This window comes from Raineya orbicola (assembly GCF_002843425.1).
Classification (GTDB): domain Bacteria; phylum Bacteroidota; class Bacteroidia; order Cytophagales; family Thermonemataceae; genus Raineya; species Raineya orbicola.
The window spans coordinates 1-14,088 of the sequence record NZ_NKXO01000030.1; the positions used below are offsets into that span (position 1 = coordinate 1).

At 38.1% G+C, this 14,088-nt stretch carries 10 protein-coding genes and 1 pseudogene; 4 read left to right on the forward strand and 7 right to left on the reverse strand.

The window, feature by feature from the left end; translation table 11 throughout:
- Positions 1 to 178 precede the first annotated feature (178 nt).
- From gcvP to Rain11_RS09685, 6 genes are all read right to left on the reverse strand, one after another.
- Entirely contained in the window at positions 179 to 3,079 is a 2,901-nt protein-coding gene (gcvP, locus tag Rain11_RS09665) for an aminomethyl-transferring glycine dehydrogenase (RefSeq protein ID WP_101359188.1), read from the reverse strand.
- 127 nt (positions 3,080 to 3,206) lie between these two features.
- Positions 3,207 to 4,019: a hypothetical protein gene (locus Rain11_RS09670; RefSeq protein ID WP_101359162.1), complete on the reverse strand. Its 813-nt coding sequence runs from the start codon at positions 4,017 to 4,019 to the stop codon at positions 3,207 to 3,209.
- 126 nt (positions 4,020 to 4,145) lie between these two features.
- Entirely contained in the window at positions 4,146 to 5,099 is a 954-nt protein-coding gene (locus tag Rain11_RS09675; protein ID WP_101359189.1) for a DMT family transporter, read from the reverse strand.
- A gap of 5 nt (positions 5,100 to 5,104) precedes the next feature.
- Positions 5,105 to 6,301, reverse strand: coding sequence for an LptF/LptG family permease (locus Rain11_RS09680; RefSeq protein WP_101359190.1), 1,197 nt, complete (start codon positions 6,299 to 6,301; stop codon positions 5,105 to 5,107).
- Between the two features lie 127 nt (positions 6,302 to 6,428).
- Complete coding sequence (locus Rain11_RS14160; RefSeq protein WP_262502176.1) at positions 6,429 to 6,554, reverse strand: hypothetical protein; 126 nt, start codon at positions 6,552 to 6,554, stop codon at positions 6,429 to 6,431.
- Positions 6,551 to 6,802: a hypothetical protein gene (locus tag Rain11_RS09685; RefSeq protein WP_101359163.1), complete on the reverse strand. Its 252-nt coding sequence runs from the start codon at positions 6,800 to 6,802 to the stop codon at positions 6,551 to 6,553. Before Rain11_RS09685 ends, Rain11_RS14160 begins: the two co-directional genes overlap by 4 nt.
- 166 nt (positions 6,803 to 6,968) lie before the next feature.
- Here Rain11_RS09685 and Rain11_RS09690 point away from each other — a divergent pair, with 166 nt between their 5' ends.
- From Rain11_RS09690 to Rain11_RS09695, 3 genes are all read left to right on the forward strand, one after another.
- Positions 6,969 to 9,230, forward strand: a complete 2,262-nt coding sequence (locus Rain11_RS09690; protein ID WP_101359164.1) for an NADP-dependent malic enzyme — start codon at positions 6,969 to 6,971, stop codon at positions 9,228 to 9,230.
- Between the two features lie 94 nt (positions 9,231 to 9,324).
- Positions 9,325 to 9,501: a hypothetical protein gene (locus tag Rain11_RS13920; RefSeq protein WP_165778115.1), complete on the forward strand. Its 177-nt coding sequence runs from the start codon at positions 9,325 to 9,327 to the stop codon at positions 9,499 to 9,501.
- A gap of 125 nt (positions 9,502 to 9,626) precedes the next feature.
- Positions 9,627 to 11,900: a SpoIIE family protein phosphatase gene (locus Rain11_RS09695; protein WP_133121562.1), complete on the forward strand. Its 2,274-nt coding sequence runs from the start codon at positions 9,627 to 9,629 to the stop codon at positions 11,898 to 11,900.
- Here the strand turns inward: Rain11_RS09695 and Rain11_RS09700 are convergent.
- Entirely contained in the window at positions 11,892 to 13,286 is a 1,395-nt protein-coding gene (locus tag Rain11_RS09700) for an aspartate kinase (RefSeq protein ID WP_101359166.1), read from the reverse strand. The genes Rain11_RS09695 and Rain11_RS09700 overlap by 9 nt on opposite strands.
- Positions 13,287 to 13,798: 512 nt before the next feature.
- On the opposite strand from Rain11_RS09700, the pseudogene Rain11_RS09705 reads away from it, so the two are divergent.
- Positions 13,799 to 13,972 (forward strand): annotated as a pseudogene (locus tag Rain11_RS09705) (histone H1); the annotation flags it as partial.
- Between the last annotated feature and the right edge of the window lie 116 nt (positions 13,973 to 14,088).

Below are 14,088 nucleotides of genomic sequence, written 5' to 3' on the forward strand. Positions count from 1 at the left end.
TAGAGGTAATTGACTCATATGATTAAATATTTAAAAAGTACAACTCAAAGTTAATCATTTTTTCAATTACCCTAAGTTTTTTTATTTAAATCCCTTGAAAACAATAAGTTAGACTTATAATTCACGTAAATTTAAAGAAAAGAGGTTGCTATAGCACCCCCTTTTCTTTATCACTATTTCAAGCTCCTACTTCTACACTTTGCGTTTCTTGGTTGTATGCTTCCACAGGAATACAACTACACACCAAATTTCTATCGCCGTATGCACTATCAATACGACTTACAGAGGGCCAGAATTTAGCTTTTTTCACAAAAGGCAAAGGATAAACCGCCTTCTCCCGTGAATAAGGATAACTCCAAGTATCCGCCAAAGCAACGGGGGCAGTGTGAGGAGCATTTTTCAAAACATTATTTTTAGCATCGTACTTGCCCTGCTCAATTTCACGGATTTCGTTGCGAATGGCAATCATAGCCTCGCAGAACCTGTCAAGTTCTGCTTTACTTTCACTTTCAGTGGGTTCAACCATTAGCGTGCCCGCCACAGGGAATGAAAGCGTAGGAGCGTGAAATCCATAATCCATCAGACGTTTGGCAATGTCTTCGGCTTCTACGCCAAAAGTTTTGAAAGGACGACAATCTAAAATCATTTCGTGGGCGGCTCTGCCATTTTTACCCGAATAAAGCACCTCGTAATGTCCTTTCAAACGCTCTTTAATGTAGTTAGCATTCAAAATTGCCATTTGGGTAGCTCGGGTAAGTCCTTCTGCCCCCATCATAGCGATGTAAGCATAAGAAATTACCAAAATGGAGGCACTACCGAAAGGGGCGGCAGAAACTGCTCCGTTGTTTCCTTCGTGATGTGTGAGCGTGAAATGTTTTGCCATAAACGGAGCTAAATGAGCTTTCATACAAATAGGTCCCATACCCGGTCCGCCTCCGCCGTGCGGAATACAGAAGGTTTTATGTAAATTCAAATGACAAACATCTGCACCAATCGCCGCAGGTGAGGTAAGCCCTACTTGAGCATTCATATTGGCTCCGTCCATATACACCTGCCCTCCGTATTGATGAATGATAGCACAAATTTCCTGAATACTTTCCTCAAAAACGCCGTGAGTAGAAGGATAGGTAACCATCAAGCAAGACAAATTATCTTTGTGTTGTTCGGCTTTGGCTTTGAGGTCTGCTACATCAATATTACCTTTTTCATCGGTTTTTACCACCACTACTTGCATACCCGCCATTACAGCCGAAGCAGGATTGGTACCGTGAGCCGAAGCTGGAATAAGAGATACGTTTCTATGCCCCTCGCCTCTACTCTCGTGGTAAGCTCTAATAACCATCAGCCCTGCATATTCGCCTTGAGCCCCCGAATTAGGTTGCATACTCACTGCATCAAAGCCTGTAATTTCAGCAAGCCACGCCGAAAGTGTGTCAATCATTTCTTGATAGCCCAAAGCCTGCTCTTGCGGTGCAAAGGGGTGAATTTTACCAAGTTCTGCCCAAGTAACAGGAATCATTTCGGTAGTGGCGTTGAGTTTCATAGTACAACTACCCAATGAAATCATAGAATGCACCAAAGAAAGGTCTTTGTTTTCCAATTGCTTCATATAGCGAAGCATTTCGTGTTCGGTGTGGTAGCTGTTGAAAACAGGGTGCGTGAGATATGCCGATTTACGAATCAGATTTTCAGGTAAAGCAAGCGTAATGTTTTCTGCTAAATTTTTATCCAAAATCACATTTTTGCCTTCGGCAGTTGCAAGAATTGCAATAATTTGCTCTACATCGGCAAGTGTAGTAGTTTCATTCAGGGAAATTCCAATGTAGCTATCAGCAAAATAACGGAAATTTACTTCTTGTTTTTCAGCCTCTTTGCGGATAGATGCTTTGTTTTGTACTTTAATTTTGAGCGTATCAAAATGATTTTGATTGATAACTTCAAAACCTGCCTTTTGTAAAGATAATTTCAGTAGTTCAGTAAGTCCGAAAATTCGTTCGGCAATTTGTTTAAGTCCTTTGGGTCCGTGATAAACGGCATACATTCCTGCCATTACAGCAAGTAGAACCTGAGCAGTACAGATGTTAGAAGTTGCTTTTTCACGGCGAATGTGTTGCTCACGGGTTTGCAGAGCCATACGATAGGCTTTATTGCCGTGTGCATCTACGGAAACGCCGATAATTCTGCCGGGTATATTTCGTTTGTATTCGTCTTTGGTAGCAAAGAATGCGGCGTGAGGTCCTCCATAGCCCATTGGCACGCCAAAACGTTGCGAACTGCCCACTACCACATCAGCTCCCATTTCGCCGGGCGATTTGATAAGCGTCAGAGCTAATAAATCTGTTGCAACGGCTACCGATACATTATTTTCTTTGGCAGAGGCAATAAAATTGGTATAGTCGTGTATTTCTCCGTTTTGGTCGGGATATTGTAAAAGCACCCCGTACAAATCTGAACGTGTAAGGTCTAAACTTGATACATCGCCTACTTCAATTTTAATATTCAGAGGTTCGGCACGGGTGTAAAGTACATCAATTGTTTGAGGGAAAACTTCTTTGGAAACAAAAAAAGTAGTAGCGTTTTTCTTTTCATTTTTGCGTTGAGCCAGTAGCATTGTCATAGCTTCGGCGGCGGCGGTGGCTTCATCTAAGAGCGAAGCATTGGCAATTTCCATACCCGTCAGGTCAATGACCATAGTTTGGAAATTGATGAGAGCTTCCAAGCGTCCCTGTGCAATTTCAGCTTGATAAGGCGTATAAGCAGTGTACCAAGCAGGATTTTCTAAAATATTTCGCAGTATTACGGTAGGTGTGTGGGTATCATAATAACCCATTCCGATATAAGACTTGAAAATTTTATTCTTTTGGGCAATTTTTTTGAAATGAGCTAAAAATTCTGCTTCTGTAAGAGGTGCAGGTAAATTCAAAGTTTTTTTCAAACGAATAGAAGCGGGTATAGTTTGCTCCACCAATTCTTCTAACGATTTTACCCCAACCACTTCAAGCATTGCTTTGAAGTCATCACCAAAATAGCCGTGATGGCGATTTTCAAATTTTTCGGTTTGCAAAATACTGATTTTCATTGCTTTGAAAGGAGTTCTGATGTTTCTTGCTAAAAATCTTTGGCAAAGATACAAAAAATTTGGGTTTTGATATTTTTCACTTGAAAAAACATCAAAACCCTTAAAATTTTGGGTAAAACGAGTAATTTTACTTTTTTTCAAACCAATGAAACACCATTCTTACGCCCGCACTTACCCAAAGAGGCAAAATTTCGTCCCCTGCAATGCCCTTGCCAATAGTGCTATCAATTTGCAAATCATCACTGAAAAAGTGCCTGAAACCCGCTTGAAAGGAAGTTCCCGAACCGGGTACATAAGGGTCTCCTGAAAAAATCTCTCCAACCAAATGAAACCCACCATAAGTTTTAATTTGCGTACCCAATCCCCAAGTATTGAGCCACTGATGCTCACCTGCAATGTGTAAGTAATTGAACCCAACGTTTCCGTGAATAAGCAATTTATCTCCTTCACCCAGACTTTGCGTTATGGTCAGATAACCAAAAGTACCATAGCCGGGTGGCTTAAAAGAACCTTTTCCGTGGGGCAGAAAAGTACCTATCACCATACCAAACCCAGGCATTTGATTAGGTTTGTACTCTTTTAGGAGAAATTTAGCTTGTATGAGCGGCAAAGCATAGGCAAAACCACGTTCAGGCTCAAAATCAAGACCTTTTACCCAGCCTGTTGTCAATTCCAACCAAGGCGTAGGTCCGTAGGCGGCAAGCACCCACCATTGCAGATTAGCTTCATCAACTCTGCCCCAAGTTTCAATTTGAAATAACTGGTTGCCTACTACACGAGCATCATCTGTGATGAAGGGACGTACTTCGGGCTTGAGGATTTTTTCAGGTTTGGCAAAGAGATATTGCAAAGAATGCTTCTTTGTGGAGTCTTTTAAGGGGTCAGCGGCTAATTGCAATACCAGACACAAAAATACAAGTTGTAACCATAATTTTTTCATAACATTAAAAATAAGAATACCTATATTAAATTTTTTCAGATGGACGATACAAAAAACTTAATAAAACAAACTATAATTTTTGTTTTTTTAACCTTACGTAACTCTAATACAAAGCCATCTGAACTCTTAAAAATGCTCTATTTGGCTTTCTACAAGTGGTTTTGAAGTTATGAGTTGATTACGTTTCTTACGCTGTGCTGAAACGTACATCATTAGTGGATATGAAAACACTGCCAGCAAAATAATACTTGCCCCTAAATAAAAATTGGCAGACATTTTTTCCTTCTCCCCAAAAATAACAAAAGCCAACAAAATTCCATAAACAGGCTCCAAATTCACCGTCAGATTTACTGCAAAGACCGAAAATTTTTTCATTAACTTTACGCCCATAGGATAAGCAAAAACCGTACAAACCAAAGCCAAGATTCCAATCCAAAGCCATTCCCATTCGGTAGGGTAAAGTTTAAGATTTTCCAAACCCACTGCCCCCCAAATAACCGAAAATAAGGTAATAGTCAAAAATGCACCTATCATTTCGTAAAAAGTAATCGTAAATTGGTCATAACGACGAATAAATTTAGAATTGAATACACTAAAAATCGCCCCTGCCAGAGCCGAGAACATTCCTAATAAAAAACCTTCGGCATATTGAAACTCCGCCCTAAATACCTGAAAAATACCCGCAAAAGTTACAATTCCTAAAAAAATTTGAAATGTGCGAAATTTTCGTTTATAGAAAAGTGGCTCAATCAGGCTTGTCCAAAAGGTAGTTGTGGCAAGTCCTACCAAACAAATAGAAACGTTAGAAACTCGCGAAGCCCCAAAAAAAAGCAACCAATGTACTGCAATGATACCGCCTGTTCCGAGTATTTTCCAAAAATCTTTTGTAGGCAGTTGAAAGGGCTTTTTTGCCCACAGAAACCAAATCCACAGAGCTATGGAAGTGATAAGCGTTCTATAAAAAACCACCATCAGCGAACTTAAATCTACCAAGCGTTTATCGCCTAAAATAGCCGTAAAGCCCCAGATAAGTACAATCAGGTGCAAAAGAAAATAATCTTTGAGCGTGGGTTTTTGCATAAAAGCTAATTTGAAACTTCTGAGATTTTTTGTTTTGAGATAATTTGCGTTTTGAACCCAAAAATTGTTTGCCAATCTTTCAAAAATTCTCCTGTAACAATTCTTTTCAGTTTTTCGTCGTTGAGTATCATAATGCGATACATTATCCAGCCTAAAAGTACAAAAATTGTATTAGGAAGCCAAACGGCAATGAGCGGAGGCATAGTACCACTTGTCGCAATCGCTTTAGTAGCCAAAATATAAAACAAAATATACACAAAAGCCAGTACAAAACCTGTGGCAATTTGAGCCCCTACACCTCTACGATTTTTACGAGACGCCATCAGAACACCAAAAAACGTAAGGATAATCACGGCAAAAGGGTATGTATAGCGAGCGTATTTTTCAGTTACATACAAATCTACCCCTTCCGAACCACGCTGACGAAGCAAAGCGATATAAGCGTCTAATTCATCAAAGGTAAGTTTTTCCTGAAAAAGGTGTTTATCAGCAAAATCTTCGGGGTTGATGTTCAGCGTAGTATCCACAGGCTTATCGTGAAAAATTAGCTCCTCTTCTTCTCCCTTGAATTTTCGTAAAACATACTTATCTATTTTCCATTTCCTTTTGGTGCTATCCCAAGCAATGGTAGGGGCTTCTAATTTTTCTACAAGTTTATTCCCCTGTATTCTCTCCAAAGTAAAACGATAACCCACTTGCGAATAGCTCTGATAGTCTTGCATATACGCATACACATTGGGGGCTATGCCTATATGCAAATTCCGATAGGCTTTGATATCTTTTCCTTTGATGTGTTCTATATCAAAATTCACACGTACTTTGTTGGCATTGGGGATAACCCAACCTGTAAGGATAAAGGTAATCACCGCAAAAATGGTAGAAGCCAGCAAAAAAGGTCTGAAAAAACGCCAAAAAGTTACGCCTGCACTCAAAATAGCTATAATTTCTGTACGCGAAGCCATTTGAGCCGTAACAAATACCGCCGCAATGAAAATCAGCAAAGGGCTGACCAAATTGATAAGATAAGGAATATAGTTGAAATAAAATTGCGTGATAATTTCCACCCAGGTAGGCTTCATTTTGCGGAAATATTCAACTTTTTCCACAATGTCAATGATTAGTACTATCAAAACAAAAATCAAAACAACAAAAAAGAAAGTTTTCACAAACTTTCTGAACACATACCAATCCAGAATTTTCATAGCTGACAAGAAAGGTCAGGAAATTGCAAGCAAAAATTTTGCCGTTTTTGTTTTTTGCTACAAAGAAAAGAAATTGCTTTAATCTTGGAAAAAGATTTGAAAAGAATATTTTTCCCCAAAAAGCCTGCTAATCTACTCTTGGCTGATAGCGTTCCTCTTGTTTTTTAGAACGCTGTTGGGTAGTTTCTTGCTTTTTAGCCTTTTGAGGTTGGCTATTAGGGGCAAAAGCCGTCCGATTCTCAATGGGTTTCATAGCTCAATTTTTTGAATTTTTAGCATTTTCCCTTTTTTATACTCACTCATTTTCTCGGAAAGTTCCTGTATGAGTTTTGCTTGCCTTTCTAACTCTTTACGAAGTAAAACTATTGCTAATTTTTCTTTTGGATTCACCTCTAACCAACGTATCGCAAAATCTTTGCCAAAATTTTGCTTGTGCTTCTGAATAATGCTCTCAAAAGCCTTCTGAAGTTTATGCTCTTTGCAAGTTCCTACTTTTTCCATAGCACTATCATTTTGTTTTTATGCAACAAAGAAATAATCTTACTCCGTAAATTTTTTGTGGAGAGAAAAAGTTTTTCAAAACTTTTGTAAAAAACCAAGAAAAATTTTGGTTTTTTTGAGGCTTTTTGTAGCTTGGCATAGCAAAAAATACTAAAATTTACTGACTATGTCTATCAAAGTACGCCGCGAAGATGCTTTGGATTATCACGCCAAAGGCAAACCAGGAAAAATTGAAGTTGTGCCTACCAAATCACTCATTTCACAAATTGATTTAGCATTAGCGTATTCACCGGGAGTGGCAGAACCTTGCAAGGAAATCGCCCAAAAAGTAGAAGAGGTGTATAAATACACTGCCAAAGGCAATTTGGTAGCTGTTATTTCTAATGGTACGGCTGTTCTGGGGCTGGGAGATATTGGTGCCGAAGCCTCTAAACCTGTAATGGAAGGGAAAGGAGTGCTTTTTAAGAAATTTGCAGGAATTGATGTGTTTGATATTGAAATCAATGAAAAAGACCCCAAGAAGTTCATTGAAATTGTCAAATCGCTTGAACCTACCTTTGGAGGTATCAATTTGGAAGATATCAAAGCTCCCGAATGTTTTGAAATTGAAAGCCGTTTGCGTGAAGAGATGAACATTCCTATAATGCACGACGACCAGCACGGAACAGCCATCGTAACAGCGGCGGCACTATTAGGAGCAGTGGAGTTAGTGGGAAAAAAACTTTCTGAAATCAAAGTAGTAGTGAATGGGGCGGGTGCTTCGGCTATTTCTTGCACCAAATTGTATGTGGCTATTGGTGTAAAAAAAGAAAATATCGTAATGCTGGATAGCAAAGGGGTTATCCGTAAAGGTAGAGAAGGATTAGATGCTACCAAAGCTGAATTTGCTACTGATAGAGACCTCAACACATTGGAAGAGGCAATGAAAGGAGCAGATATGTTTTTGGGACTATCCAAAGGAAATGTCGTTACGCCTGAAATGCTCCTTTCTATGGCGGAAAAACCCATAGTTTTCGCCTGTGCCAACCCAGACCCCGAAATTGCCTACGATTTGGCGATTAAAACCCGTCCCGATGTAATTATGGCAACGGGGCGTTCCGACCACCCCAACCAAGTGAATAATGTACTGGGTTTTCCCTATATTTTCAGAGGAGCTTTGGACGTAAGGGCAACTAAAATCAATGAGGAGATGAAACTTGCCGCCGTCTATGCCATTGCCGAGCTTGCCAAACAGCCTGTTCCTGAAATGGTAAAAAAAGCCTATAACAAAAACGATTTGAAGTTTGGTAAAGATTATATTCTTCCCAAACCCATAGACCCTCGTCTTATTACTACTATTGCCCCTGCGGTTGCCAAAGCCGCTATGGAGTCAGGCGTAGCTCGCCAACCCATTACCGATTGGGAAGCCTATAAACAGCAACTTTCTGAAAAGCTCGGCATTGACCAAAAACTGATGAATGGCATCATTCAAAAAGCTAAGATGAACCCTAAAAAAGTAGTTTTTGCCGAAGGCGACCATCATAAAATTCTCAAAGCCGCTCGTATCGTAGCCGATGAAGGCATTGCTATTCCTATTTTACTGGGTAACCAGAAAGAAATTGAAGAGGTTGCCGAAAAACACTCTATTGACCTCAACGGCTTCACTATCATAGACCCTCGCGAACACGAAGATAGAATTTTAGATTTCGCCGAAAGAATGTACCAAAAACGCCAACGCAAAGGTATGACTCGCTATGAGGCTCAAAAACTGATGCGAGAAAGACATTATTTTGGTTCTATGCTTGTAGAACTGGGAGAAGCCGATGCCTTTATTTCGGGTATGAGCCGAGATTTTGTAAAAGCGGTTCGCCCTGCCTTGCGTGTAATCGGAGGTAGAGCCAATGAACTTGTGGCAGGAATGGGTATCGTGATAAATAAAGGTAGAACCTTATTTTTCGCAGATATTGCCGTAAATGAGCGTCCTTCGGTAGATGAATTAGTAGAAATTGTAGGACTTGTAAAACGAGGTGTAGAGTTTTTTGGCTTTGAACCACATATTGCTTTGGGAGCTTACTCCAACTTCGGGGCGGCACAAGGAGAAATCCCCAGTAAAATGCAAGAAGTGCTGGCTATCTGTAAAAAACGCTACCCTGATTTAATCATAGATGGCGAAATTCAGCCTCATATCGCCCTAAACCCCGATTTTCTCAAAGAAGTATATCCATTCAGTGTTTTGGCGGAAAAGGAGTGTAATACCATTGTTTTCCCGGGAATTTCATCAGGTAACATCTCTTTTAGCCTTTTGCAAGAAGTAGGCAATTGCGATACAATTGGTCCTATATTATTAGGTATGAACAAGCCTGTTCATATCTTGCAACTGGGTAGCTCGGTAAGCGAAATTGTAAATGTAATTGCCATTGCAGTAGTAGATGCCCAACAACACGGATAAAATTGCGTTTTTTCTTACTTTATCAAAAAAAATCTAATAAAAAAGACTATTTTTGCTTAAAATGTGTTATTAAACAAAAGCCTTATTCAATTGTATGGAAACCAAAGTCATCAACAAAGCGGTAAATCTTACCCAAACCACTGCCATAGATTTCAAGGAGGTAGAAGATATGCTTAAAAATGGGTGGCAAATTAAAGAAACCCACTCCAACGTAGAACTTGTAGCCGATAAGCATATTCTCTACATTACCTTCACTTTTGTAAAATCGTAGCAAGTGGAAAGAGTTTTATATCTGCCTAAGTAAGTCTATTGATAAAAACTTACTTAGGTATTTTTTTGCTTTCTTGTAAAAAAAAACTACTTTTATTCTCGCAAAAATTTTCACTCTTCAATGTAATGCTTTATCGGATAGCAGTAATACTCTTTTTGTGGAATAGCATCATATATGCTCAAAAGCCTGCTATGCAAAAAATCGTTGATTCTACTTGGAATGAAATACAAAAAAATATTTTCACCAAAGATATAGCCTATAAAATCAACGATTTTCTGATAGACAACCCCGACCAAAACATTAGCAAAGAAATCGCTACAATAATTAGCTCGCAATTAGAAGAACAAGCAAAGTCGGACACCAATTCTGTAAAATATTATGTTTCTTATCTAAATTATCTGGCTTACTGGTATCTGAAAAATGATAAAAATTCGCTCATTGCAGAAAAATATTTGGATAAAATTTTTCAAGTTATTGCAAAAAACAACAAGACTTGTCAATATTATCCATTATTAGATGTTTTACCTGATGTACTTTCAAGTAGAAAACGCGATTTTGATATAGTTGAGGATTTGCTTAAACTTTCTCTGAAAAGAATTGAAAAATATAAATGCTATGCGGCTTTGGTATTTTTTGAATTTGATTTAGCCACATATACAGGACAACGAAAAGGAGATTTTAAGCAAAGTCTTAAACATCTTTTAAGAGCCAATCAACTCATTGAAACCTACTATAATCAAATACCTATCCAACAAGTCATTGAACTTTATGATATTTTAGGAAGCACTTTTTATAGAAGTTCCAACTACGAAAAAGCTATTTTGTACTGGGGAAAATTAGAAAAAATCCTTGCAGAAAAATTTGCCAAAAACGAAAAGTATCATTACCCCTATGCTCGTATTCTAAACAATATCGGACTAATGTATTTTCGTCAGGAAAAATACGATGAGGCTATGCCTTATTACCTAAAAGCTATTGAAGTCGCTAAAAAAGAAAAATTAGATTTTTGGGTAAGTTTGCCTAAAGGAAATATCGGGGATATACTACTAAAAAAAGGCTATGTAGATAGTTCTTACACCTATTTCCAAGAATATCTGAACAATGCCTACAAGCATCAGGACTGGAGCATCGTAGTAGCAGGGCATACCAAAATGGCAAACTATTATTTGAAAAAAGGTAACCTCGCCAAAGCTCAAGAAAATGCTTTCAAGGCTGATAGTATTCTTAATGCACGAAATAAAGATATTTTCATTCTTAACCCTATTCTCATTAACATTTCTCGCAGAAATATCTTGCAAGCTCAGGCAGAAATCTTTGAGAAAACAGGTAAGTATCCCGAAGCCCTCAAAGTTCAAAAAGAATTCATACATCTTTCTGACTCAATCAATAAGGCAACGAATGCCCAACAAGTTTTAATGCTCAACGCTGAATTTGAAGTGCAAAAAGAAGAATTAGAAAACGATAAACTCAAAAAAGAAATCAAGCAAAGAGAGTTATTTTTGGTAATTTCTGCTATAATTTCCCTTGTCAGTATTATTTTAGGAATTGTAACCCTTCTGAGCCGACTCAAAATCCAAAAACAAACTGCCTTGCTACAAGAAAAGAACGAAGAAATTTTAGCTATCAATGAAGCTCTGGCTGTCAAGAACCAAGATGTAATGGATAGCATACTATACGCCGAACGCATACAGAAAACTTTCTTGCCTTACGAAAATCGCTTGAAAAAAACTTTACAAAACTATTTCATTCTCTACAAGCCCAAAGATATAGTTAGTGGAGATTTTTATTATGTTACCCAGCAAAATCAGGCTACCTTTATTATTTTAGGCGACTGCACTGGTCACGGCGTACCCGGTGCTTTGATGAGTATTATGGCTGTTACGCTTTTAGACCAAATCATCATTGATAAGCACATTCACGAGCCTGCCCAAATTTTACAAGAACTTGATAAAAGTGTCGTCAAATTCTTGCATCAGCAAGAAACCCACAACCACGATGGAATGGATATTTCAATTTGTGTTTGGTATCCTGCTACTCGCAAACTTGTTATCGGAGGGGCAAAAACTTTTATTCTGCTAAAATCACAAGAAACCTTGGAAGAAATCCGAACCGACCGCTACAATATTGGTGGCTACAATACACAAATTGAAAAAATATTTACACAGCAAGAAAGAATTTTAGCTCCTTCCACGCTCATTTATTTATTTTCCGATGGCTACATTGACCAATTTAATACAGAACACCGAAAAATTGGCAAAAAACGCTTTATTGAACTTATTGCCGAAAATATGCACAAGCCCCTCCAAGAACAACAAAAAATTCTTTCGGATTTTGTAGAAACTTGGAGAGGCGGCGAAGAGCAAATTGATGATATTGCCGTAATGGGTGTTTTACTTTGAAAAAACCGCTCCTCTTTCTGCAAAGCACTGATTGAGCAAGCTAATTGCCTTGCGAAAATACTGCCTTTCTACTACCACCTGAATATTCACTTGGCGTAAAGCACAACCCACACTCAGAATATTGATAGCATTTTCGGCAAGCACTTGGGCTGTACGAGCCAAAATGCCCGGCTGGTGAATATTAGTGCCTACCAAGCACACCAAAGCCGCTTCTTGTATAGTTACGGCTTCGTATTTGTTCTGCAAAGCCTCTAATAGCTCCTTTTTAGCATCTTTTTCCCAAATTACCATTGAAATACTATTGGCACTTGTAGTCTTGAAAATATAACTTACGCTATGCTTTTCAAGCTCTTGCATTATACGCAAATCGTAGCCTACCGAGCCTACCATTAGTGGGTCGTGAATATCTAAAATCATTACTTTATCCGAGCCTGTAATAATTTCCACACGACTTTCAGGACATACATAGTTTTTGGTAATCAGTGTACCTTCGTGAGTAGGCTCAAAAGTGTTTTTGATACGCAAATTGATGCCATTTATTTCCAAAGGTTTTGAGGCTTTGGGGTGAATAGCCTCCATTCCTACATCAGCGAGCTGGTCGGCTACATCATAGTTAGTCATTCCTACGGGGCGGCAGTTTTCAACGCCTACAATATTGGGGTCGGCAGATGAAAGATGATATTCTTTGTGGATAATGGCTTCATCAGCTTTTACAAGCACTGCTACTTTACTAAAAGTAACTTCGGAATAACCTCTGTCAAATTCTCTCATAATACCTTCTATGCCCTTGGCGTAGCCCGTAACAACGCAAATGGTCTGATTAAAATCTATACCTGCCAGATATTTTCTAATACGCTCATCAATTGTTAGCGGTTCAGAATCGTGAAAGCCGCTCAAATCTATAAGTGTAGCATTATAGCCTTTGTTTTGTAAAATATTGACAGCATTAAAGGCTGAATGGCTTTCTCCGATAGAAGCTAATATTTCTCTTGCCGCCTGATAAATGTTTTCTTGTGGCAAGTAGCCCGAAGCTAAAACATCTGCCAAACTCTCCAAATACTTTTGAGCATCACTGATACGCTTCTGAATAAAATCGTTGGCTACTGCTACCTCTAATCCTAAATGTTGATAGGTAGCATTCATTTCTTGCAGTTTCAAACTCAGTTCCTCTAATTTTTGAGCATAATTCTGCTTTTTTACAAAAAAATGATAGATACCTGCCTCTTTGGTTTTCTTATCTTCCAGCAGCCAGTTGGTTACCCCCGAATATGCCGAAACTACATAAATTCGGTTGTAAATACGATTGGGGTTAAAGAGAATGATGTTTTGCAAAACTTCTCCAAAAGCGGACATAGACGTTCCGCCGATTTTTTCCACGGTGAGCATAAATTTTTTAATTTAGGTTGAAGGAATTGCCGTAAAAATAAAGATTTTTCGTCCTATTTGTGTTCAAAATGTTCAAGGTTTGAAAATTTTGAAAATACATTTTTCAGCAAAAAACGTTACAAGCTACTTTTTCATTGTCTAATCTTCTCAAAAAGTGATACTTTGATTTTCAAAACTTATTTCAAATATCCAAAAAAGCCACTTTTTTTTTCAAAGTAACTTTTCAAGAAACAGGCTTTTACTTCAAAAATAAAAGTGAGTTGTAAGGCTTTTTAGGAAAAACTTTACTTATCAAAGTTAATTTTATAGTTTCAAAAAGCAAAATTTTTCAAAAAAAAGTGCCTTAATTTTGCATACTAAAACTTTTAACAAAATTTTGATTTTCAATACTTTGATAAATAAAGTTGAAAATTTTTGAAAAAAAAATGATTTTTTTTATTGCACTTTTCAAAAGAATATTTAGATTTGGAAAGTTAATCGTCATTATTTGTTTCACTTAAACCCTTACTACTATGTCAGCAAAATTCAAAAAAGTAAAGGAAATTGTGGCTTCTATTGAAGCAGATGTAGAAAAATTCTACGACAAAGACAACCAAGCCGCTGGTACTCGCGTGCGTAAGGCAATGCAAGATTTGAAAGTGCTTGCCCAAGACATTCGAAAGGAAGTTCAAGAAATTAAAAACAAAAAAGCGGCTTCCAAAGCAAAAAGCGGAGGAGCCAAAAAAGCCTCTGGCGGAAAATCTACCGCAAAATCAGGAGGAAAGAAAAAATAATTTCCCCCCTGCATCTCACTACAAAGGGC